The 20903-nt window shown below is 61.8% G+C and carries 21 protein-coding genes, 1 tRNA gene and 1 pseudogene; 8 read left to right on the top strand and 15 right to left on the bottom strand.

Annotated elements, in window-relative coordinates:
* Nucleotides 1–4 precede the first annotated feature (4 nt).
* Together FJ941_RS28960 and FJ941_RS12920 are read right to left on the bottom strand one after the other, a co-directional pair.
* Complete coding sequence (locus tag FJ941_RS28960; RefSeq protein ID WP_181169782.1) at nt 5–160, bottom strand: hypothetical protein; 156 nt, start codon at nt 158–160, stop codon at nt 5–7.
* Between the two features lie 214 nt (nt 161–374).
* Nucleotides 375–716 (bottom strand): DUF2147 domain-containing protein, encoded by a 342-nt coding sequence (locus tag FJ941_RS12920; protein WP_027143911.1) that lies wholly within the window; start codon nt 714–716, stop codon nt 375–377.
* Nucleotides 717–1154: 438 nt separating this feature from the next.
* Here FJ941_RS12920 and FJ941_RS12915 point away from each other — a divergent pair, with 438 nt between their 5' ends.
* Nucleotides 1155–1421, top strand: coding sequence for a sel1 repeat family protein (locus FJ941_RS12915; protein WP_140506033.1), 267 nt, complete (start codon nt 1155–1157; stop codon nt 1419–1421).
* A 433-nt stretch (nt 1422–1854) separates the two neighbouring features.
* Nucleotides 1855–2976, top strand: a complete 1122-nt coding sequence (locus tag FJ941_RS12910; protein WP_027143910.1) for a branched-chain amino acid ABC transporter substrate-binding protein — start codon at nt 1855–1857, stop codon at nt 2974–2976.
* Between the two features lie 75 nt (nt 2977–3051).
* Here FJ941_RS12910 and FJ941_RS12905 read toward each other — a convergent pair whose 3' ends face one another.
* From FJ941_RS12905 to FJ941_RS12875, 7 genes are all read right to left on the bottom strand, one after another.
* Entirely contained in the window at nt 3052–5034 is a 1983-nt protein-coding gene (locus FJ941_RS12905) for an acetyl/propionyl/methylcrotonyl-CoA carboxylase subunit alpha (RefSeq protein ID WP_140506031.1), read from the bottom strand.
* 49 nt (nt 5035–5083) lie between these two features.
* On the bottom strand, nt 5084–5458 hold the full coding sequence (locus FJ941_RS12900) for a hypothetical protein (protein WP_181169780.1): 375 nt from the start codon (nt 5456–5458) through the stop codon (nt 5084–5086).
* Between the two features lie 120 nt (nt 5459–5578).
* Nucleotides 5579–6109 carry an O-acetyl-ADP-ribose deacetylase gene (locus FJ941_RS12895; protein ID WP_140506029.1) on the bottom strand — a complete coding sequence of 177 codons (531 nt, stop codon included), beginning with the start codon at nt 6107–6109 and terminating at the stop codon, nt 5579–5581.
* Nucleotides 6110–6111: 2 nt separating this feature from the next.
* Nucleotides 6112–7719, bottom strand: a complete 1608-nt coding sequence (locus FJ941_RS12890) for a carboxyl transferase domain-containing protein (RefSeq protein ID WP_140506027.1) — start codon at nt 7717–7719, stop codon at nt 6112–6114.
* A gap of 1 nt (nt 7720) precedes the next feature.
* Entirely contained in the window at nt 7721–8884 is a 1164-nt protein-coding gene (locus FJ941_RS12885) for an isovaleryl-CoA dehydrogenase (RefSeq protein WP_140506025.1), read from the bottom strand.
* Between the two features lie 75 nt (nt 8885–8959).
* On the bottom strand, nt 8960–9607 hold the full coding sequence (locus tag FJ941_RS12880) for a TetR/AcrR family transcriptional regulator (protein WP_140506023.1): 648 nt from the start codon (nt 9605–9607) through the stop codon (nt 8960–8962).
* A gap of 65 nt (nt 9608–9672) precedes the next feature.
* Nucleotides 9673–9957 carry an acylphosphatase gene (locus FJ941_RS12875; protein ID WP_140506021.1) on the bottom strand — a complete coding sequence of 95 codons (285 nt, stop codon included), beginning with the start codon at nt 9955–9957 and terminating at the stop codon, nt 9673–9675.
* Nucleotides 9958–10139: 182 nt separating this feature from the next.
* On the opposite strand from FJ941_RS12875, the gene FJ941_RS12870 reads away from it, so the two are divergent.
* Nucleotides 10140–10667, top strand: a complete 528-nt coding sequence (locus tag FJ941_RS12870) for a MarR family winged helix-turn-helix transcriptional regulator (RefSeq protein ID WP_140506019.1) — start codon at nt 10140–10142, stop codon at nt 10665–10667.
* Here FJ941_RS12870 and FJ941_RS12865 read toward each other — a convergent pair.
* The 3 genes and pseudogenes from FJ941_RS12865 to FJ941_RS12850 all read right to left on the bottom strand — a co-directional run bounded on the left by FJ941_RS12865 (nt 10664) and on the right by FJ941_RS12850 (nt 12554).
* Nucleotides 10664–11776 carry a pyridoxal phosphate-dependent aminotransferase gene (locus FJ941_RS12865; protein ID WP_140506017.1) on the bottom strand — a complete coding sequence of 371 codons (1113 nt, stop codon included), beginning with the start codon at nt 11774–11776 and terminating at the stop codon, nt 10664–10666. The two genes, FJ941_RS12870 and FJ941_RS12865, sit on opposite strands and share 4 nt — an antisense overlap.
* A 350-nt stretch (nt 11777–12126) precedes the next feature.
* A pseudogene (locus FJ941_RS12855) lies at nt 12127–12327 on the bottom strand (porin); the annotation flags it as partial.
* A gap of 136 nt (nt 12328–12463) precedes the next feature.
* Nucleotides 12464–12554, bottom strand: a tRNA-Ser gene (locus FJ941_RS12850).
* Nucleotides 12555–12882: 328 nt separating this feature from the next.
* On the opposite strand from FJ941_RS12850, the gene FJ941_RS12845 reads away from it, so the two are divergent.
* Nucleotides 12883–13188, top strand: a complete 306-nt coding sequence (locus FJ941_RS12845; RefSeq protein ID WP_281405564.1) for a phospholipid-binding protein — start codon at nt 12883–12885, stop codon at nt 13186–13188.
* Nucleotides 13189–13457: 269 nt separating this feature from the next.
* On the opposite strand, the gene FJ941_RS12840 is transcribed toward FJ941_RS12845, so the two are convergent.
* The gene (locus FJ941_RS12840; protein WP_140506015.1) at nt 13458–14348 is read right to left on the bottom strand and encodes an alpha/beta hydrolase; all 891 of its coding nucleotides are present in this window, start codon (nt 14346–14348) and stop codon (nt 13458–13460) included.
* Nucleotides 14349–14456: 108 nt separating this feature from the next.
* Entirely contained in the window at nt 14457–16487 is a 2031-nt protein-coding gene (locus tag FJ941_RS12835) for a lytic transglycosylase domain-containing protein (protein WP_140506013.1), read from the bottom strand.
* 409 nt (nt 16488–16896) lie between these two features.
* Here FJ941_RS12835 and dapA point away from each other — a divergent pair, with 409 nt between their 5' ends.
* The 3 genes from dapA to FJ941_RS12820 all read left to right on the top strand — a co-directional run bounded on the left by dapA (nt 16897) and on the right by FJ941_RS12820 (nt 19281).
* Nucleotides 16897–17778: a 4-hydroxy-tetrahydrodipicolinate synthase gene (gene dapA, locus FJ941_RS12830; protein WP_140506241.1), complete on the top strand. Its 882-nt coding sequence runs from the start codon at nt 16897–16899 to the stop codon at nt 17776–17778.
* Nucleotides 17779–18025: 247 nt separating this feature from the next.
* Complete coding sequence (gene smpB, locus FJ941_RS12825; RefSeq protein WP_027144197.1) at nt 18026–18505, top strand: SsrA-binding protein SmpB; 480 nt, start codon at nt 18026–18028, stop codon at nt 18503–18505.
* Between the two features lie 74 nt (nt 18506–18579).
* Nucleotides 18580–19281 carry a GH25 family lysozyme gene (locus FJ941_RS12820; RefSeq protein ID WP_140506011.1) on the top strand — a complete coding sequence of 234 codons (702 nt, stop codon included), beginning with the start codon at nt 18580–18582 and terminating at the stop codon, nt 19279–19281.
* A gap of 57 nt (nt 19282–19338) precedes the next feature.
* Here the strand turns inward: FJ941_RS12820 and FJ941_RS12815 are convergent, their stop codons facing one another.
* Nucleotides 19339–20262, bottom strand: a complete 924-nt coding sequence (locus FJ941_RS12815) for a DMT family transporter (RefSeq protein WP_140506009.1) — start codon at nt 20260–20262, stop codon at nt 19339–19341.
* Between the two features lie 137 nt (nt 20263–20399).
* Here FJ941_RS12815 and FJ941_RS12810 point away from each other — a divergent pair, with 137 nt between their 5' ends.
* Complete coding sequence (locus FJ941_RS12810; RefSeq protein ID WP_015318584.1) at nt 20400–20873, top strand: Lrp/AsnC ligand binding domain-containing protein; 474 nt, start codon at nt 20400–20402, stop codon at nt 20871–20873.
* Nucleotides 20874–20903: the final 30 nt, after the last annotated feature.

Raw genomic sequence — 20903 nt, 5'->3', positions numbered from 1 at the left:
TGGTTTAGTGGCGAAGGTTGGTCGGGCAGGCGAGATGGCAGAGCCTGGTGGCTTCGTCCCAGGAGCGGGGGGAACGGCCCGCTTCGGCGACGAGAATGGCGAAGAACATTCCAAACAGGCTCATCAGCAGGCAGACGATGGTGAAGCGGCGAGCAAGCATTGGGTCTGTGTCTCCTTCAACACGCATGAGAATGCCCTGACGCCGCTGAACCGGCTCTGATGCCGGCGTTCATCTGCGGTTCAAATTGATTTGACGCGACGTTGGCTGGGTCGCCGCTGGCCCCGGACGGCGATCGGGTGCGACAGTCAGCGCATCGGTAAAATGAAAACGGGGCCCGCCGGGCCCCGTTTTGAGATCACTGGGAAATGGTCGATCAGAGCTTGTGCCAAGTCTGGCTCTTGCAGATCAGTCCGCCGAGCACGCAGCCGCTCATCTTGAGCGAGGCGCCCGATAATGTCGCCTTGCCCGAATAGGTCTTGTCGTTTGCCGGGTCGGTGATGTTGCCGGTATATTTGTTGTCGCCGGCCGCCTTGAGCGAGCCGATGGTCTTGCCGGCATATTTGCCGGACTTGAGCGTGATGGAAAATGAACCGCCGCCTGAAATGGCCGCCGTGTCGCCTGCCTGCGTTTTCCAGTTGCCCTCTATCGGATCGGCCCACGCCGCGCCGCTCAGGATCAAAGTGGCCGCCAGGGCCAGGCTCACTTTTCGAAACATGTCTTCGTCCCTCTGGATAGCCGGCCGGATGCTCCGCCTCGCCGGTCTGCCGCTTACGCAAACGTAAGCTAATCCAGCTTCCGTCAAAACAAAAGCGGTGCCGCTACGGAAGACTTTGGCATTTTGAAAGCGCCTAAATTCGCTCTGTCGGCGCGGAAATGAAAACGATCGGCTCGTCGCGTTTGTTTCCCGTGGTTAGCGGAGTGTTGACTGCGGCCGTGAAAATTTTCGTCAAATTTGGCAAAACCTAGCCGAATTGCTGGCTCCGTATCCTTAACGAATTTCTGTGTTTACCTATTGTTTTAGCTTTGTTTTCCTCAAATTAAGCACGCCATTTAACGACGGATTCAAGCCTGCGCGGCATTCTCGAAAGCATCGAAAGAGCGGCCCGGACAAGACAAACGGAGGCAGCTCTCGGGAGCCAGACAGGGGACTAAAATGGCACGTTTTGAAATGCTTGAAGCAGGCTTCGGCGCCATGGGGGCAACTGCCCAGGCCGACATTCTTTTCGAACTGGGCATGATGTATGCGACCGGCCGCGATTGCGAGACCGACGTCGTTGCCGCCCACAAATGGTTCAACATCGCCGCCATCAAGGGTTCGGTCCGCGCCGCCGAGCTGCGCTCGGAACTCTCGGCGGCCATGTCGAAGATCGAGATCGCCAAGGCGCTGCGCGAAGCCCGCGAATGGATGACCATGCACTGAGTTCCGCCAGACGGGAACGCTCCGGCCAAGACCGCTGAAAAGACGGTCGGGCCAACAGGGATAGGCTGCGCAGACAGCCAGGCCACAGGCCAACAACAAAAAGAATGTGGCAGGCCGACAGGTCCAAGCCGCCCGACGAACCATGATCCCGAAAGTGGAATCGGGGCCTCGGCAAGATCATGGCCAACAGGAAGACAGGGAAGGTGGGTTGGGTTCACAGCGCGGGGGCGCCGGGGAAACGGCCTGACAGGCAAAAAAGCCACGACCAGCCGGAACAAGGCTGGCGTGGCTTTTTTGCTTGAATGAGGCCAGGCAGGCCCAATCGAGTGGCGCCAATGCGCCTAGACAGGTCCGATGAAGGATGAAATTGTCCCGCCTCTCTGGAAGAAGCGCGGCCGGAGCGGCCGCGCGTGAGTGGAGGAGTTCTATTGTCATGAAAAAAATGAGTATTTTGAGCGCGGCCATTTTCGGCCTGATGATGAGCGCGCCGGTCGCATTCGCCGACGACATCACCGTCTCGGTGGTCGGCCCGATGACCGGACAACTCGCGACCATCGGCGATCAGTTCAAGCAGGGCGCACAGGCCGCCGCCGATGCCATCAACGCTGCGGGCGGCGTCAACGGCTCGATGATCAAGCTCGACATCGAGGACGACCAGTGCGATCCAAAGCAGGCCGTGTCGGTCGCCAACCGCATCGTTGCCAACGGCGTCAAGTTCATCGACGGTCATGCCTGCTCGGGTTCGAGCATCCCGGCCTCGGCGGTCTACGCAGAAGCCGGTGCGCTGATGATGAGCCCGGCGTCCTCGAACCCGGTGCTGACCGACGCCGCGGCAAAGGCCGGCTGGCCGACGATCATGCGTCTCTATACGCGTGACGACGCGCAGGGGGCCTTCATCGGCCCTTGGATCGCCAAGAAGTATGCCGGAAAGAAAGTCGTCATCCTGCACGACAAGAGCGCCTACGGTCAGGGCGTGGCTGACGCTGTCAGGGCAACCATGAATACTGGTGGCCTCAAGGAAGTCTACTATGACGCCATCAACCCCGGCGAGAAGGACTATTCGGCGCTTGTCACCAAGCTGAAGGATCTCAAGGCCGATGTCGTTTATTTCGGCGGCTACCATCCTGAGGCCGGGCTGATCCTGCGTCAGTCGGCGGAGCAAAACCTAAAGTTCCAGCTGATCATGCCGGATTCGATCGCCTCGCCGGAGTTCTGGCAGGTTGCCGGCCCGGCCGGCGAGGGCACCATGTTCGTGTTCCCGTCGGATCCGCAGGCAAAGCCGGAAGCCAAGGCGGCCGTCGAGAAGATCAAGGCGGGCGGCTTCGTGCCGGAAGGCTTCACGCTGTTCTCCTACGCCGTGGTCCAGGCTTTCGCCGAAGGCATCAAGCGTGCCGGCGGCGACGATCCGGCCAAGGTTGCCGAAGCGTTGAAGAACGGCACGCCGATCAGCACCGTTGTCGGCGACGTCACCTTCGACGAGAAGGGCGACCTCAAGAATGCCAGCTACGACATCAACCAGTGGCACGACGGCAAGTACGCGCCGATCGCGCAGTAATCGCTCTGACAGCCCAGGAAATGGCCGGGTTCGCCCCGGCCATTTCTGTTTGCGGCCCGCGATGCGCTCCTGCTATCAACTGGTGGCTGAGTTCGACGCGCTCTGTTCCTCGACGAACCGCACCAGCACCGTCCCGTCAGTGACCTGCGCCCCTTCCCCGGCGATCTCGGCGATCACGCCATCATGCGGGGCGGCGATGGTGTGCTCCATCTTCATCGCTTCGAGGATCAGCAGAATTTGCCCCTTGATCACAGCGTCGCCTTTCGCCACGCGCACAAGCTTGACGAGACCCGGCATCGGCGCGCGCAGGCTGCCGGAGGCGGCAGCTGCTTCATCGCTCCTGGCCAGGGGATCCGGCACGGTGAAAGCATATCCGGCAGCGCCTTCGAACACCGTGATGTGGGCGGGCCAGCGGGCGAGGCGGGGAACGGCGCGAAGATCATGCGAATTGGTGCTATCGTAAGGCGCATCGAGCGCCACCTGAAAGCGTCCGTCCGGCCGCATTGAAACCTTTGCCTGAATTTGCTCCTCGCCGAACTTCAGCCGCATGCGCCGCACCACGCCGCAGAAATGCGCATAGCCGGCAAGCGACGACCACGGGTCGTCCGACGACGGCAATGCTCCGGCACCCGAGGCCGCCAGGACGGCAGCCGAGATGATTTCGCCGGTCGGCGGCGCGACCGCCGTCAGCGCTTCCTGGTGTCGGCCGATCAGGCCGGTATCGACGTCGCCTGCTGCAAAATCCGGATCGGCCGCAAGAGCGGCAAGAAAAGCGGTGTTGACGGTGGAGCCGGCAATCTCGGTTTGCGCGAGCGCTGTGCGGAGCCCTTCCAGCGCCGCCTGTCTGTCCCCGGCATGGACGACCAGCTTCGCGATCATGGGGTCGTAATAGGGCGAAATCGCATCGCCAGCCCGCACGCCAGTCTCAATGCGCATCGCGGCTCCTTCTGGGGCAACGCCCGGGAATTTCAGGTGGTGCAGCGTGCCCGTCGCCGGCAGAAAGCCCTTGGCCGCGTCCTCGGCATAGATGCGCACCTCGAAAGCATGGCCAGAAAGCGCGATCTCGCTTTGTGTCTTCGGCAGTTTTTCGCCGCTGGCGACCCGCAACTGCCACTCGACCAGATCGGTGCCGGTGACCATCTCGGTGACTGGATGCTCGACCTGCAGGCGGGTGTTCATTTCCATGAACCAGAAGCGGTCGGCCTTGAGGCCTTGCGAGGCGTCGACGATGAACTCGATGGTGCCGGCGCCGGAATAGTTGATTGCCTTGGCTGCCTTCACCGCCGCTTCCGTCATCGCCTTGCGCAAAGCCGGCGTCATGCCGGGGGCGGGGGCCTCCTCGATCACCTTCTGGTGGCGGCGTTGCGCCGAGCAGTCGCGTTCGTAGAAATGCACCGCGTCGCCGAAATTGTCGCCGAACACCTGCACTTCGATATGCCGTGGCTTGTCGACATATTTTTCGACCAGCACACGGTCGTCGCCGAAGGCGGCCTTGGCCTCGCGCCGGGTGCTGGACAGCGCCTCGGAAAAGTCATCGGGATGCTCGACGCGCCGCATGCCCTTGCCGCCGCCGCCGGCACGCGCCTTTATCAGCACGGGATAGCCGATCTCGCGGGCCTTTGAGGCCAGCAGCACGATTTCCTGCGCCTCGCCATGATAACCCGGAACGACCGGAACGCCGGCCTTCTCCATCAGCCGCTTGGCGGCGTCCTTCAGCCCCATGGCGCGGATCGAGGCCGCCGACGGGCCGATGAAAATGAGACCGGCAGTCACCACCTGGTCGACGAAATCGGGGTTTTCCGACAGGAATCCGTAACCGGGATGGATGGCCTGCGCGCCCGTTGCAAGAGCCGCCGCAACGATCCTGTCACCGCGCAGATAACTCTCGCCGACGGGCGAGGGGCCGATATGGACCGCCTCGTCGGCCATCTCGACATGCAGGGATCTCGCATCGGCATCCGAATAGACTGCGACGGTGTGCACGCCGAGCTTGCGCGCTGTGCGGATGACACGGCAAGCGATCTCGCCCCGATTGGCGATCAGGATTTTCGTGAACATGGAGCCTCCCGGATTTGCATCGGGCGGCGCCATTCCGGCAGGCGCCTGTTTATTTGGACGCGGCGATCTCGCAGGCGCCGCCGTTTGTCACCTTGTAGTGGTCGCGCGTGGCCAGGCAGGATTTCATGGCCAGTTCCTCTGCCATCTCTTGCGACGGCGCGTTCAGTCGCGCGCCGCAGAGAATGTGGAGAGAAACCACCCTGGAGTACGGCGTGGTGGCATAGGCGGAATGGCCGGTGGCCGCGACATAGGCCTGGTAGGCCCTGGTGCATGGTGACTCCGGATCGCCATTCAAAGTCGGCGGGAAACGCTTGTCCCCCCCGCTTCCCGCCAGCGAGCCGGCCACGCTCGCGCCATGTGCGGCGGTTGGCAGTAATACTGAAAGTATTAGAGTAGAAACATTCCGTGAGTATTTCGGTTTCATTTGTACCCCATCCCTGTTTAAAAGTGCAGGATGAGGAATAACGAATATTATACAACGCCGCCAGATCTGCAGGGGAGGCTCTTGGTTTGGTGAGCGCATGAACGGCGTGGCTTATAAAGTTCATTCTTCACCCAATGTTGCAAGAATACGTCGGTATAATTCCGCCATGGCTTCGTCGAAGCAGCAGAAAATGACGGTTTCGGGAAGTGTGTTCTGCTTGATGAAGTCATTGACCTCAGTAGCGGCGACATTGGTCGCTTCATCTTTCGGATAGTGGTACACACCGGTCGAAATGGCCGGGAATGCCACCGAGCGGCAGTCATTGGCGACTGCTAGTTCAAGCGAACGCCGGTAACAGGAGGCCAGCAATTCGGCTTCGCCCTTGCCGCCGCCCTGCCAGACGGGCCCGACAGTATGGATGATGTGTCGAGCCGGCAGTTTATAACCCTTGGTGATCTTGGCATCGCCGGTCTTGCAGCCATTGAGCATGCGACATTCGAATTCGAGCTCCGGCCCAGCGGCGCGGTGAATGGCTCCATCGACCCCACCGCCACCGAGCAGCGAGGAGTTGGCAGCATTAACGATGGCATCGACCGCCAGCTTGGTGATGTCGCCGGTGTGAACGCTGATCCGGTCGCCCATAGCGCCCATCATCACATCCTGAACACGCCGAAGCGTGTCTCCTCGATCTCGGCGTTGAGCGCGGCCGACAGGCTGAGCGCCAGCACCTCGCGTGTCCTGGCCGGATCGATGATGCCGTCATCCCAGAGCCTTGCCGAGGAATAGAGCGGATGGCCTTCATGCTCGTATTTCATCAGGATCGGCTTCTTGAATTTCGCCTCCTCCTCGGCGCTCCATTCCCCGCCCTTGCGCTCGATGCCCTCGCGCTTGACCATGGCGAGTACGGCTGCCGCCTGCTCGCCGCCCATCACCGAGATGCGGGCGTTGGGCCACATCCACAAGAAGCGAGGTGAGTAGGCGCGGCCGCACATGCCGTAATTGCCGGCCCCGAACGAACCGCCGATAATGACAGTCACCTTGGGCACCCTGGCGGTCGCCACCGCCATCACCAGCTTGGCGCCGTCCTTGGCGATGCCGCCCGCCTCGTATTTCCTGCCGACCATGAAGCCGGTGATGTTCTGCAGGAAAACCAGCGGGATCTTGCGCTGGCAGCACAATTCGATGAAGTGCGCGCCCTTCAGCGCGCTCTCGGAAAACAGCACGCCATTGTTGGCGATGATGCCGACCGGCATGCCGTGGAGATGGGCAAAGCCGGTGATCAGCGTCGTGCCGTAGTTCTGCTTGAATTCATCGAATTCGGAGCCGTCGACAACGCGCGCGATCACTTCGCGCACGTCATAGGGCTGGCGCAGATCGGTCGGGACGATGCCGTAGAGTTCATCTGCCGGGTGAAGCGGCGGATGAGCTTTCTGTAAGCTCAGGCTTACAGCCTTGTTCCGATTCAGGTTCTTGATGATGCGCCGGCAGATGGCAAGCGCGTGTTCGTCGTCCAGCGCATAGTGATCGGCGACACCGGACAGCTTGGTGTGAACATCCGCGCCACCCAATTCTTCGGCGCTGACGTCCTCGCCGGTGGCCGCCTTTACCAGCGGCGGTCCGCCGAGGAAGATGGTCGCCTGGTTGCGCACCATGATCGTCTCGTCCGACATCGCCGGCACATAGGCTCCGCCAGCCGTGCAGGAACCCATGACGCAGGCGATCTGCGGGATGCCGGCAGCCGACATGTTGGCCTGGTTGTAGAAGATGCGGCCGAAATGCTCGCGGTCGGGAAAGACCTCGTCCTGGTTTGGCAGATTGGCGCCGCCACTGTCGACCAGATAGACGCAAGGCAGGTTGTTCTGAAGCGCGATCTCCTGCGCGCGCAAATGCTTTTTCACCGTCAGCGGATAATAGGTGCCCCCCTTCACTGTGGCGTCGTTGACGACGACCATCACCTCGGTACCCTCGACGCGGCCGATGCCGGCGATCAGGCCGGCCGACGAGATCTCCTCGCCATACATGGACCACGCCGCGAACTGGCCGATCTCGAGGAAGGGCGAGCCGGTGTCCAGCAATTGCGCCAGGCGTTCGCGCGGCAGCAGCTTGCCACGGCCGACGTGGCGTTCGCGCGCCTCGTCCGAGCCGCCGCGCTCGACGGCCGCGGCCTTTTCAGTGATGTCGGCAACCAGCGCCCGCATGCGCTCGGCATTGGCGCGGAAGGTTTCGGAGGAGGGCGAAATCTGGGTCTGGAGGACAGCCACGCTACACCCCCTCCGCCATGATCTCGCGGCCGATCAGCCAGCGGCGGATTTCGCTGGTGCCGGCGCCGATCTCGTACAGCTTGGCGTCGCGCAAAAGCCGGCCGGTCGGATAGTCGTTGATATAGCCGTTTCCACCAAGCAGTTGAATGGCGTCGAGCGCCATCTGCGTCGCTCTCTCGGCGGCAAACAGCACGCAGCCGGCGGCATCCTTGCGGGTGGTCTGGCCGCGGTCGCAAGCGGCTGCGACGGCGTAGACGTAAGCGCGCGCGGCATTCAGCGCCGTATACATATCGGCAAGCTTGCCTTGTACCAGTTGGAATTCCCCAATCGGCTGGCCGAACTGCTTGCGCTCGTGAACATAGGGGATCGCCACGTCGAGGCACGCCGCCATCAAGCCGATCGGGCCGCCGGCAAGCACGGTGCGTTCATAGTCGAGGCCAGACATCAGCACCTCGACGCCGCGTCCTTCCTCGTGCAGCACATTGTCGAACGGCACCTCGACATCCGAGAAAACCAGTTCGCCGGTGTTGGATCCCCGCATGCCGAGCTTGTCGAGTTTCTGCGCCACCGAAAATCCCGGCATCGCCTTTTCGACGATGAAGGCGGTGATGCCGCGCGTTTCCCTTTCCGGGTCGGTCTTGGCGTAGACAACCAGCGTTTCGGCGTCCGGGCCGTTGGTGATCCACATCTTGGTGCCGTTGAGCACATAGCCGTCATTGCGCTTTTCGGCGCGCAATTTGAGCGACACCACGTCGGAGCCGGCGCCGGGCTCCGACATGGCGAGCGCGCCGACGTGCTCGCCCGAACATAGCGGCGGCAGGTATTTTTCCTTCTGTGCCGGCGTTGCCCAGCGGTTGATCTGGTTGACGCAGAGATTGGAGTGGGCGCCATAGGAGAGGCCGACCGATGCCGAGGCCCGCGAGATTTCCTCGACCGCGATCACATGGGCTAGATAGCCCATGCCGCTGCCGCCGAAATCGGGATCGGCGGTTATGCCGAGCAGGCCGAGCGTACCGAGTTCTCGCCACAGATGCGCCGGGAATTCGTTCTCCCGGTCGATGTCGGCGGCGATCGGCGCGATCCTGTCCTGCGCGAAACGCCGGACCAGGTCGCGCAGGGCCTCGACGTCCTCGTCGTGCCCGAAGCTGAGCGTGTTCGTGTACATGCCCTTCCTCCTGCAGCATGACCCCCCGAAAATCGACTTCGTCTTTCGGCAAGCATCATGCGCGAAATTAAAGTGCTACAGCATACTTTGCGCATCCGAAGGGACGCGCGGCGCTGTAGTTTCGGTAGCCATCCTCGCGCCGACTAGGCGCATTGTCATCGAAAGGTATGTCTCCGTGACCTCGGCGATGGACAATCGCTCGCCCGGCCGGAACCAAACGATGACGCCGGTCATCATCTGGATCAGCGCCATGGCCGTCAGGCCGGTGTCCTCGATGCTGAAAATACCAGCCTCGGCGCCATCGCGCAGGATCGAACGCAGTTCCTTTTCGTAGGCCGTGCGCATGCGCAGGATCTGTGTCAGCCTGTCGGGCGACAGGCTGCGCAATTCCATGTTCGATACATGCGTGGCGTGGCGGCGCCCGATATGAAAGGCGATGTGGTTGCGCACATAGGCGGCAAGCTGCCGAGCCGGATCCGCGCCGGCCGGCCTGGAGTGCTCCCACGCTTCGCGAAGCCCTTGCATATGGTCGCGCATCAGCGTGAACAGCAGGTCTTCCTTGGTCGGGAAATAGCGGTAGAGCGCGGCTGCCTGCACGCCGACCTCGGCGGCCAATTGGCGCATCGACATCGCTTCATAGCCATAGCGCGCAATCAGGTTGACCGCCGCCTCGCGGACTGCCGCTTCGGTTCGCTCGCCGTCTGATCCTGTGGTGCGTGCCATCATCGCCTCGTTGGCGGCAGATAATAAAACGAACGTTCAATTAATTCAAGAGAGAAGAAATCTGTCTACGTCATGATCCTGAAATCTCCAGGCGTGGTCCAGGTCTCCAGCTCGTCCAGCTCGATCCGCGAGACAGCAGCGCCGGGCGGGCCTTGCCGAAGCCGTTCGATCATGGCCGCGACAGCCGCGTCGGCGCCGGTAAGCCATGCCGTAACCGAGCCGTCTCTTTCGTTGCGCACCCAGCCCAGCAGCTCGAGCCTTGTCGCTTCGCCTCGCGCCCAGATCCTGTAGCCGACGCCTTGGACCTTGCCATATATGCGCGCCTGCACTGCCCTTTTCCGGTCTTTCATGGCTCGCTCCCTTGCATAGAGTGTGGCGCAGCGCGGAACGAAGGCAACTGGCTTGAGGTCTATCCAATCGAGAACCCGGATTCTTTGCGGAAAATGGATGACTCGATCTAGTAAATGATTGACTAAGTCAATTTGATAGCGATCATCTCTATGGCCTGGTAATTTCGCGTGAGGCACCTGGCATGCGCGATCGGAATGGCTTGGTCCGCGGTATCCGCCACTTCAACCGGTTCTACACCGGCCTGATCGGGTTGCTCGACGAGACGTTGATGCACAGCGCCTATACCCTGACCGAGGCGCGGGTGCTGTTCGAGATCGGCCACCGCCCTCGCCATAGCGCCACCAATCCCGGCGGCAAGACAGGTTTTCTGTCGCGAGCGTTTCGGCTCGATGTCGAACCGGTGGCCTCCGCGGTCGCCCGGGACCTCCAGGTGGATCCTGCCTATGTCGCGAGAATTCTTCGCAAATTCTCTGCCGCCGGCCTGACTGAAATGTGCACCGGTCCCGCACCTTTGCGGCCGCGCGTCCTATCGCTCACTGCGCGCGGCCAGGCCGCGCTTGCCGCACTTCATGCGGCCACGGATTGTGATCTTGCCCGCCTGACCGCGGGGCTGAATGACAGGGAAGCCGCGGAGTTGTCTGATGTGCTGACGCGTGTCAGGCATTTGCTCGGCGCAGCGATGCCTCCCGAGCACCGCGAAGCGCCCTAGTTTCCGCGCGCCGCTGCCAATGCGCCGGGCAATTCCTCGGCGAAGATATCCAGTTCGTGGTCGAGACCGACACTGACGCGGATGCAGCGGTCGAGCCCTGGCGCCATCGGCTTGCGGATGAAGACGTCGCGCGACAACAATCCCTGCAGCACTTTCAGAGCGAAAGCACCGTCATGGCCGCTGTCGATGGTGACGAAATTGGTCGCCGAGGCGAGCGGCTTCAACCCATTCTGTTCGGCAATATCAGCGATGCGCCGCCGTCCGGCGGCCACCCGGGCCACCACCGTCTCGAGATAGACCTGATCGGCGAGCGCCTCGACGCCGGCGATCTGCGCCATGCGGCTGACGCCGTAGTGGTTGCGGATCTTCTCGAAGTCGCTGATCACTTGCGTCTCGGCCAACGCATAGCCGCACCGTATGCCGGCAAGTCCGTAGGCCTTCGAAAAGGTTCGCATGCGGATGACGTTTGGCCGGGAGATGTTGATCGGCGGCAGGGCCGAGGCCGGCCCCAGTTCGCCATAGGCCTCGTCGAGCACCAGCATGGTGCTTTCCGGCAAGGCTTGTATGAAGCCGATGACCTCGTCGGCTTCCCACCAGCTGCCCATCGGATTGTCCGGGTTGGACAGATAGACCAGTGGCGCCTTCTCCCTGACGACCGCCGCGAGCAGACCGTCCAGGTTTTCGCGGTCGTTCTCGTAACGGACGGTCACCAGCCGGCCGCCGACACCGGCAATGTGGAAGTTGAAGGTCGGATAGGCGCCGAGCGAGGTGACCACCGCATCGCCAGGCGCCACATACATGCGCGCCACCAGGCTGAGCAGGCCGTCGATGCCTTCGCCGACAACGACGTTCTCGACCGCCACATTGTGATGAGCGGCCGCCGCGACTTTCAGGTCGTAATTGTCTGGGTCACAATACATCCACTGGTCGCGCGCGACACTCTCCATGCGGGCGATGACGCGCGGCGAGGGGCCAAAGCTGCTTTCATTGGCACCGATGCGGGCACGGAAAGCGCGCCCGCGCTCTCGTTCCTGCGCTTCGGGGCCGACAAACGGCACCGTCGACGGGAGTGCGGCGATGAGCGGCGAGAGGGCAGGGCGCGTTGGCATGTCGAAAGCTCGCTTGGAAGGAGCCTTCTTGCTAGCGTGACCGGATGGTTGGCGCAAGGTCGCCACGTCCGCACCCGCGACACTGGATTCCTTCGCCTCTTTTTGATCGCGAGACTCTATGAACAATCGTCTCCCGCCCGCCTGGTCCAAGCACGTCAAGCCTGGCCCCACGCCGAAGCCAAGATCGCCGCAAGCCAATCCGCAGACGGCAAATTCGCTCTCACGTACACAGGTCGACGAGGCGCTGCTGAAACAGGCATATGCCCTCCAGCAAGCCAAACGCCTCACGAGGCTCAGGACCTGTGCCTTCAAGTTCTGTCGCGCACGCCAAACCACCCCCTCGCTCTTTAGATGTCATAGCGGACGTAGCCGCCGATGCGCAGGCAGGTTTCGGTGCCGGGGATGTAGAAGTAGCCAGCGCCATAGACGTCGCAAATCTTGACGTATTCAGCGGGTTCCGGTTCGGCGACGACGACGGCGTCGGCGGCGCGCGCACCGGAAACTGCGATCAGGGCCGCAGCGGAGCCGAGAAGAAGGCTCTTGATGTTCATTTTCTGACCTCCAGTCAGAATCGAACGAATTGGCGGCTGGCAGAGCGATAGCCGGAATCGCCAGGACCAGCAGCGTCAAATTATCTAATTGTTATTGCTGGAAATCTTGGCATCGACAGAGCTGTGCGAAGCAGGATGGCGGAGAGGATGGGATTCGAACCCACGAGAAGCTTTTGACCTCTACTCCCTTAGCAGGGGAGCGCCTTCGACCACTCGGCCACCTCTCCGTTGAGCCGCTGGATAAAGAAAAGCGGCGGCACAATCAACAAGCCCGCGTCATTAATATGGAAAAATAAGAGCGTAGCGGATCGCGGCTTTGCTCGATGCGGCGGATCTGCGGCAATTCCCTGGCTGGCGACTCGCGACCTCGCCATAATTCCGTCCTCCGATCGCCGGATTCGGCTGGAAACAAGCGGTTGCGGCGGCCCCGATGGTTAACGAGAGCTTTCTGAGTGAGGCCAAATCGTATCATTTGTGCAACAACGGTGGGGGATAGCAGACGAACGGCCCTTTCGCCGGTACGATCGTTGTTGAACGCCGCTGGCTCACGCTGGAATGTCGGTTTCGGTGGAGTGGGGCCCAACCAAGAAGTGCTTCGACAGTAAGTCACCGCCCATGAAATTTGCTGGTGTCCCAGCCGGGACGGTAAAACTTGACATTCGCATGTCTGACCTGGACGCGCCGGATTTTGCGCACGGCGGCGGTAGGGTGGCGTATTCCGGAGAGGCCCTGCCTTACGGCGCGTTTTTATACCGAGGACCCTGTCCCCCGTCGCCGCATACCTACCAATTCACCGTCAAGGCACTAGACGCCAACGGTAAAACTGTCGGGACGGCGAAGGCAAGAAAGCGCTTTCCGTAGGGCACAGTATCAGAGCATGATGCCGAAAAGTGTGAGGCGGTTTCGGCCGACATCATGCTCTATCTCTTTGATTAGAGGAGGAATTGGATTTCAGGTCGAGTTGACCTGAAATCTGGAGGCTCTAATGGAGCGCTGGTTTTATCGAAACGCTAAGCAGACTTTCGTGGGGTGCCCCACGAAAGTCTGCTTAGATTCTCTTGTTATTCTCAGGTTGTGATCGCAAAACCGTGGGACACTTTTGCAGAACCTGCTTAGCCTTGATTAGCTGATCAATGGCCGTTCTCAGCCCGATCGAGGAAGGAAGCAATCTCTTCCGGCAAAATGCCGGTTTCCAGGAAGGGCGCGTGTCCCTGGCCGTCGGCCGTGATCGCCTCCATGCCGGGATGGCGCTTTTTCATCTCTTCAAGCGTGGCGTCGGAGAGAAGCTTTGAATTGCCACCTCGTATGGCAAGCAACGGCACGGTGACCAGCGCGTCGAACTGAGACCACAGATCCGGCAGCGGCTTGGTGACGTCGACGCCGGCCAGCGTGTCGATCAGGGCCGGGTCGAAATCCGGCAACAGCCCCTGATCCGTCTCACGGTAGAGCGCCCCAACCATCCGCGTCCAGTCGCCCTCGGTTAGCGCTGGAAAATCCTGGCCGTGAACGCTGCGCTGGGCAGCCATCGCCTCGGCGAGGGTTTTCGGCTTCGGTGCGCGTTCGAGATAGGACTGGATGTGAGCGAGACCCGCGGGTTCGATCACTGGCCCGATGTCGTTGAGCACGATGGCTTTCAGCGCCGCCGGCTGCATCGCGCCAAGCACATGGATGATCAGCCCGCCGCGCGAGGTGCCGATGAAGGCCGCCTGTTCGATGCCGAGCGCCGCCAGCCCGGCAAGGACGTCGCCGGCTTCGATGCCGACATTATAGTGGCTGACATCGGGATCGTAGGCCGACTGCCCGCGTCCGCGATAGTCGAAAGCGACGACCTTACGCGCAAGGGCGGATCGCGTCGAGAGATGGAGCGCAAGCTCGTGAAAATCCCGCGCGTTACGTGTCAAGCCAGGCAGACAGACGACCGGCCAATGTGCGGAATTCGCTTCGCCATAGACGCGCGCGTGAAGTCTCAGCCCATCTGGCGCCGCATAGAAGAAGTCGGAGAAATCTGGATTGCTCGACATGGGACGGGCTCTTTAGCCGAAGGATCGTCCACGACTGCTACAGACGGAGCGCCGGAGGGTCAAACGGGAAAGGCTCCTCCTTCTCCTCGCAAGGCGAGGGCAAGAGCCTCAGCCGCGCCCGTTCACGAGATCGCCGACGATGTCGTACTTGCCGGAAATACGCATCTTGTAGACCTCGTAATTCTCCATCACGCGCTGCACGTAACTTCTTGTTTCTGTGTAGGGAATCCGCTCGATCCAGTCCACCACCGCATCGATGTCCTTGCCGCGCGGGTCACCGTATTTCGCCACCCACTGGCTGGCTCGGGTCGGGCCGGCATTGTAGCCCGCGAAGGTCAATACGTACGAGCCATTGAAGCGATCGAGCTGTTCGCCGAGGAACGCCGACCCAAGCGTTGCATTGTAGCCGGCGTCGGTAGTCAGCCTGGTCTGCGAAAACTGTAATCCGGCCTTCTTCGCCAATTGCTTGGCGGTTCCCGGCATCAGCTGCAGCAGTCCGCGTGCGCCGGCACTGGATACGGCGCCGATATTGAATTCGCTTTCCTGGCGGGCGATCGCATAGGCCAGCGCCTTGCCCGAACCGGAAATATTGGCCGAATCGGGGATGACGCCGAGCGGATGCGACAGCGCACCGACATCGATGCCGCGCGCCCCGGCGATCTTGCCGATTTTCAGCGCCATGAAATGGTTGTCCTGCTTTTCGGCAAGGATAGCGAGCAGCGCCAGTTCACCCGGGCTGGTCAACTGCCCGGCAAGGTCGCGATAGAGCGTTTCGGCATAACGGTCGTAGCCTGCCTCCTGCAGGCGCTTGATGGCCGAGACGGCCTCGCGGCCGGCAAAGTTCTGCCGGTCGGCGGCACTTGGCTGGGGATAGACGATGTTGAGCGCCTGCCGGCCGACGCGTTCGGCGGCTAGCTGGCCGTAAAACGTCGTGCCGTAGGTCGCCGCACGCCCAAGATAGTCCTTGGCATTGCCGGGGCCACCGACTTCCGCCGCGCGGCCGAGCCAGTAATAGGCGCGCGACAGGGTCATCGGCCCTTGGGCAAGGTCGGCAATACGCGCGAAATGCGTCGCCGCGAGCTTGGGATCGTTCAGGCCGCGCAGCGCATACCAGCCGGCATGGAATTCGGCTTCCGCCGCATTGGCCGCGCTTTCGGCGGCATGCGTGGCGACTATTTTGTAGGCGGTCTTCATGTCGCCCTGGTCGACCAGTTCGCGCGACAGCACCCGGCGTTCGACCCACCAGGCATCCGGATCGACCAGGGATTCCCGGTCTGCCGGCGCTTTCATGACAATTGCCGCGGCGCCCGCAAAATCCTTCTGCTTGCGCAGATATTCGGCCTGCGCGAAGAAATAGCCGGCCGAGCGTTGCGCCACCGGCACAGTCTTCAATAGTTTGGCAGCATTCTTGTCGCCCTTGTCGGCCGCCGCCCAGGCGTCGGCAAGCTGCTGGGCGCCGGCGAGGCCGGCGACACGCAAGGCGGAATTCACCCGGTTGGCATAGAACATGCGCTCCATGCGAAAACGGTGATCGGCGGCGGGAACAAGGCTGCCGAATTCCTTGATCAGAGCCGTCTCGTCCTTGGCTTCCAGGATCGCGGTGCGCCAGAACGGCGACAGCACCGATCGCGCCGCCTTGGCGTTGCCCGACGACACATAGGCGCGCGCGAGAACCATCACGCCTTCGACTGTCTGCGGCTGGCTGCCGTCGAATGCCTTGACGACGACATCCGCCGCCGGGTTCTCGCGATAGAGTGCGCGCTCGCTGTTCTTGCGCAATGCAACGGTGCCCGGCCAGTTGGGCAGCATCTTCGCGGCCTTGGCGATGTCGCCGCTCGGAACCTTGTCGCCCCCGTAGAGCGCGATCGCCCAGGCCAATATGTGCTGGTCGAGCGATTGTGCGGGTAGCGCATCGCGCACACCGCGCGCGCCGGGAATATCGCCAGCCGCCAGCGCATCCAGTCCGCTTTTCAGGAGCGTGACGGCGGGTGAAGGGTCCTGTTGCGCCTTGTCCTGTACACCAGGCATCGGGATGGCCGAGGTGACCCGCACATCGACGCTGCCGCTGATCGCCACGCCGGGCATCAGCGCGGCGATGGCGCCAAGAAGCGCGAACAGGTGGGGCCGACTGGGCGGCATGATTTCGTGTCTTTCCTTAATCCAGCATTTTACCTGCGGGCGAAGAAGCCTTGAAGCCTAAGCTTAGGTCGTGAAGGGCTCGTAAACAAAGGGTTGTCGAGGCCGTTCGAATTACGCCTGCTGGCACCATGGCAATGCTTGCCGCGCAACAATGTCGAGACTATGGTGCGCCGCTTCGCTTTCGGTTAGAAGGCGCGCACGACAAAACACCGATGCATGTCGCCCAAAAGTGGATACCGATTTTGTGGCAGCGACATGCATAACCGACAAAGTGCATGTCGCCCAAAAGTGGATACCGGTTTTGGGGCAGCGACATGCATAACCGACAAAGTGCATGTCGCCCAAAAGTGGATACCGGTTTTGGGACTGCGACATGCGTGAACCAAGAAGTCCCAAGGAGTTGGACGACATGCTGAGAGGCTCGCTTACTGCGCTCGTGACACCGTTCGAAAAGAGCGGGCGTTTCGACGAGAAAGCCTTTCGCGCGTTCGTCGAATGGCAGCTTGGCGAAGGCACCACGGGCCTTGTCCCGGTAGGCACCACCGGCGAATCCCCGACGCTGTCGCATGACGAGCACCGCCATGTCGTCAAGGTCTGCATCGAGGTGGCCAAGGGCAGGGCGCCTGTCGTCGCCGGCGCTGGCTCCAATAACACCGTGGAAGCGGTAGGTTTGGTGCAATATGCCGAAAAGGCCGGTGCCGATGCAGCCCTGGTCGTCACGCCCTATTATAACAGGCCGACGCAGCGCGGCCTGTATGAGCATTTCGCCGCCGTCGCCAGGGCGACCAGCCTGCCGATCATCATCTACAACATCCCGCCTCGCTCGGTGATCGACATGACGCCGGAAACGATGGGCCGGCTGGCGCACGACTTCAAGAACATCGTCGGCGTCAAGGATGCGACCGGCAAGGTCGAGCGCGTGTCCGAGCAGCGCATGACCTGCGGCAAGGATTTCATCCAGCTTTCCGGCGAGGATGCCTCAGCACTCGGCTTCAACGCGCATGGCGGCGTCGGCTGTATTTCGGTGACCTCGAACGTTGCGCCGCGGCTGTGCGCCGAGTTTCAGGAAGCGACGCTCTCCGGCGACAGCGCCAAGGCGCTGGAACTGCAGGACCGCTTGCTGCCGCTGCACAAGGCGATCTTCATCGAGCCCGGCGTGTCCGGCGCCAAATACGCGTTGTCGAAGCTGGGCAAGGTCGAGAACGTCGTGCGTTCGCCGCTGGTCACCATCGAGCAGTCGACGGCCGAAAAGATCGATGCGGCCATGAAGCACGCCCGCTTGATTAATTAACGAGTCCGTTTGGAAACTCTACTCCTGCGGCCATCTGAAGGCGCCACCTGCGCTTCCGGTGCTCGCGTACTATATGTACGCTCCGCTCCGGTTCGGCGCGTGGCCCCGAAAGCACTTCGCTTTCGGAAAGGACCATGCGCAAAGTCGGATTTCTAGAGCGTCCTTTGCGCGTTAAAAAACGCGCGGCGCTCTAGTAGCACCATCATCTGACTCGCAGGAGCGAGTTTCGAAACGGATTCTAGACGTTATGAACCAAGTCAGAAAAGCCGATCCCAACAACAAGACAGTTGCGGAAAACCGCAAGGCGCGGTTTTCCTATGAAGTGCTCGACACGATCGAGACAGGCCTGGTGTTGACCGGAACCGAGGTCAAGTCGCTGCGCCAGGGCCAGGCCAACATCCAGGACAGCTATGCCTCGGTCGAAGGCGGCGAGATCTGGCTGATCAATTCCTATCTGCCGGAATACCTGCAGGCCAATCGCTTCAACCACGAGCCGCGCCGGCGCCGCAAACTGCTGCTCAACAAGCGCGAGATGGCAAAACTATCGCAGAGCGTCGACCGCGAAGGCATGACGCTGGTGCCGCTGAAAATCTATTTCAACGACCAAGGGCGCGCCAAGCTGCTGCTTGCAGTTGGCCGCGGCAAGAAACTGCATGACAAGCGCGAGACCGAGAAGCAACGCGACTGGTCGCGCGAAAAGGGCCGGCTGCTCAAGGAACGTGGGTGATCGGGAGATAGCCTGGAAAAGTCACGGTCGGGTTTTCAACGTCGAACAACCGGCACGTCCAACAGGGGATGGTCTTGAAGAAGCGGATTGTCCTCTGGGGCCTGGCCAATCTTGCCCTGGCATGTGTCATTGCCGTGGCCTATTTCCGCACCTACTCTCCCGACCGCGACCGATATCCGGTCAGGGGCATCGACGTCTCCCATCATCAGGGCAAGATCGACTGGCGGCGTGTTGCCGCCGACGATGTGGCTTTCGCCGTCATCAAGGCGACTGAAGGCGGCGACCATGTCGATAATGCCTTCGCCGGCAATCTGCGCGAGGCCCGCGCCGCCGGGCTCGCCGTCGGCGCCTATCATTTCTTCACCTTCTGCCGGCCGGGCGCCGATCAGGCCAGGAACTTTATCTCGGCGGTTCCGCACGATCAGCCATTGCTGCCGCCGGTCGTCGACATCGAGTTCGGGGGCAACTGTCCGCAGCGCCTGTCACCCGAGCAACTGAATACGGAACTGAAGGATTTCCTTGGACCTGTCGAGGCTGCCTTCGGCAAGCCGGCGATCATCTATCTGACGGATGAAGCCGAGGCTGCCTATGCTGGGCAAATCGCCGCTCGCCCACTCTGGCTACGCTCGCTGCTCATGGAACCGGACCGCCGTGACTGGATCTACTGGCAGTACCACAACAGCGGGCGCGTGGACGGCATAGAGGGGGACGTCGACCTGAACGTTTTGCAGGGTGGGCCGGAGAAGCTGGCGGCGCTGCTTGCCTCCGCACCTTGACGGACAGACCCGATCCGATGCCAGTTCTTCGGAAGCCTGCCATGCCCCTGAAACCATTCACGTTCCAGCTGATGTCGAGACAGCCAGCTTTTCCCTGGTGCCGCGTCGGCCCATCGCCGAATAACCCATCCCGGCGGCCATGATGGCGATGGCCACGCATTGGATAGCCAGCGGGGTCTCGCCAAGCACGACCATGCCGACCAGCACGGTGGCGACCGGCACACCCGGCAGGAACAGCGATGCAGCCTGTGAGCCCAATCGGTCGACAATGTAAGTGTAGAGGAACATCGCGGCAGCGCCCGCGAGAAGACCTTGAATGACGATCTGGCTGGCGATTTCGGCGCCTGCGGCGGCATGGAGGCCGCTTGGCGCAAAGACATAGAGAAGTGGCAGTGGCAGGCAGGACAAAAGCACGACGCTCGCGGTCGCCGTGACCGGGTCGACACGCCATCGCTGCACAAGAATGGCATATGTGGAAAACATCGCGCCCGATCCGATAAACAGCAGGTCGCCGAACAGGACATCACTGGCGCCGGTGCGCGCCGGCGCTATGAACAGCAACAAGCCGGTGATGATCGTGGCGACGCCAATGATCCGCCGACGCGACGCGCTTTCCCTGAACAGCGACAATAGGAACGAGAAGAACACGATCGAGGCCGGGCAGAGCGCCGCGGCATGGGCGGCGGGCGCGTGGGTCAGGCCCCAGTTGATGATCAGTGGATAGGGCAATCCGGCCAGTGCCGCCAACGTCAGTCCACGCCGCCAGCCCAGCGCCTTCATGGTGGCCAGGCCGCGCCTCCAGACGATCGGCAGGAACACCGCGCCGGCACCGGCAAAGCGCAGGCTGGCCATGTCGGTGGCCGTCAGATGCTCCCTGAGGCTGAAGCGGGCGGCGACGAACTGCGCTGCATAGATGGCGATCATGACAAGGCCGGCGATCACCGCCAGTCTTGTGTCTCCGGTGTCTCGTCCGTCCGCCATGTCGGTTCCGCCGGATGTTCATGTCGCCAGGAGGAGACAGTTGCGATGAAGCGCAGCCTATTGTCGAAATGGCCGCGACAAAATACGCTGTTTTTTACAATTTGAAGTGTAATTCACGCAAATAGGATGGCTTGAACGTGAATCCTGAACCAGTCGACCTGGACGCCGTCGACCGCAGTCTTCTGCGACTGCTGCAGGAAGATGGACGCCGCACCACGCTCGACCTGGCAGCGCGCGTCGGCCTGTCGCCGACCGGCGCCAGCCAGCGCGTGAAACGCCTGTTTCGCGATGGCTTCATCACCGCCGTCAGGGCGGTGCTCAATCCGGCAAAGATTGGCCGCGGCATGCTTGTCTTCATCGAGGTACGGCTCGATCACGCGGCCCCGCATATCTTTGACCGCTTCGCCGAGGCGGTCGCAAAGGCGCCCGAGGTCCTGGAATGCCACATGGTCGTCGGCGGCTTCGACTATCTCGTGAAAGCCCGCATTGCCGAGATGGCCGACTATCAGGACTTTCTCAAACGCGTCATCCTGCCGCTGCCGGGAGTGAAGGAAACACATACCTATGCATCCATCGGCGACGTGAAACCGGATGCCCTGCTGCCGGTGTGAACAGGCACCGGAACCGCCCGGTGTCCGATC

The sequence above is a fragment of the Mesorhizobium sp. B2-3-13 genome, from assembly GCF_006442195.1.
GTDB lineage: Bacteria > Pseudomonadota > Alphaproteobacteria > Rhizobiales > Rhizobiaceae > Mesorhizobium > Mesorhizobium salmacidum.
The sequence above is the reverse complement of the archived record's forward strand: the minus strand, read 5'-3'. Positions and strand labels throughout refer to the sequence as shown.

What these genes read in the sequence shown, in the direction of transcription:
- FJ941_RS28960 (WP_181169782.1), bottom strand. Translation starts at nt 160, where the DNA reads ATGCTTGCTCGCCGCTTCACCATCGTCTGCCTGCTGATGAGCCTGTTT.
- FJ941_RS12920 (WP_027143911.1), bottom strand. Translation starts at nt 716, where the DNA reads ATGTTTCGAAAAGTGAGCCTGGCCCTGGCGGCCACTTTGATCCTGAGC.
- FJ941_RS12915 (WP_140506033.1), top strand. Translation starts at nt 1,155, where the DNA reads ATGGCACGTTTTGAAATGCTTGAAGCAGGCTTCGGCGCCATGGGGGCA.
- FJ941_RS12910 (WP_027143910.1), top strand. Translation starts at nt 1,855, where the DNA reads ATGAAAAAAATGAGTATTTTGAGCGCGGCCATTTTCGGCCTGATGATG.
- FJ941_RS12905 (WP_140506031.1), bottom strand. Translation starts at nt 5,034, where the DNA reads ATGTTCACGAAAATCCTGATCGCCAATCGGGGCGAGATCGCTTGCCGT.
- FJ941_RS12900 (WP_181169780.1), bottom strand. Translation starts at nt 5,458, where the DNA reads ATGAAACCGAAATACTCACGGAATGTTTCTACTCTAATACTTTCAGTA.
- FJ941_RS12895 (WP_140506029.1), bottom strand. Translation starts at nt 6,109, where the DNA reads ATGGGCGCTATGGGCGACCGGATCAGCGTTCACACCGGCGACATCACC.
- FJ941_RS12885 (WP_140506025.1), bottom strand. Translation starts at nt 8,884, where the DNA reads ATGTACACGAACACGCTCAGCTTCGGGCACGACGAGGACGTCGAGGCC.
- FJ941_RS12880 (WP_140506023.1), bottom strand. Translation starts at nt 9,607, where the DNA reads ATGGCACGCACCACAGGATCAGACGGCGAGCGAACCGAAGCGGCAGTC.
- FJ941_RS12875 (WP_140506021.1), bottom strand. Translation starts at nt 9,957, where the DNA reads ATGAAAGACCGGAAAAGGGCAGTGCAGGCGCGCATATATGGCAAGGTC.
- FJ941_RS12870 (WP_140506019.1), top strand. Translation starts at nt 10,140, where the DNA reads ATGCGCGATCGGAATGGCTTGGTCCGCGGTATCCGCCACTTCAACCGG.
- FJ941_RS12865 (WP_140506017.1), bottom strand. Translation starts at nt 11,776, where the DNA reads ATGCCAACGCGCCCTGCCCTCTCGCCGCTCATCGCCGCACTCCCGTCG.
- FJ941_RS12845 (WP_281405564.1), top strand. Translation starts at nt 12,883, where the DNA reads ATGTCGGTTTCGGTGGAGTGGGGCCCAACCAAGAAGTGCTTCGACAGT.
- FJ941_RS12840 (WP_140506015.1), bottom strand. Translation starts at nt 14,348, where the DNA reads ATGTCGAGCAATCCAGATTTCTCCGACTTCTTCTATGCGGCGCCAGAT.
- FJ941_RS12835 (WP_140506013.1), bottom strand. Translation starts at nt 16,487, where the DNA reads ATGCCGCCCAGTCGGCCCCACCTGTTCGCGCTTCTTGGCGCCATCGCC.
- dapA (WP_140506241.1), top strand. Translation starts at nt 16,897, where the DNA reads ATGCTGAGAGGCTCGCTTACTGCGCTCGTGACACCGTTCGAAAAGAGC.
- smpB (WP_027144197.1), top strand. Translation starts at nt 18,026, where the DNA reads ATGAACCAAGTCAGAAAAGCCGATCCCAACAACAAGACAGTTGCGGAA.
- FJ941_RS12815 (WP_140506009.1), bottom strand. Translation starts at nt 20,262, where the DNA reads ATGGCGGACGGACGAGACACCGGAGACACAAGACTGGCGGTGATCGCC.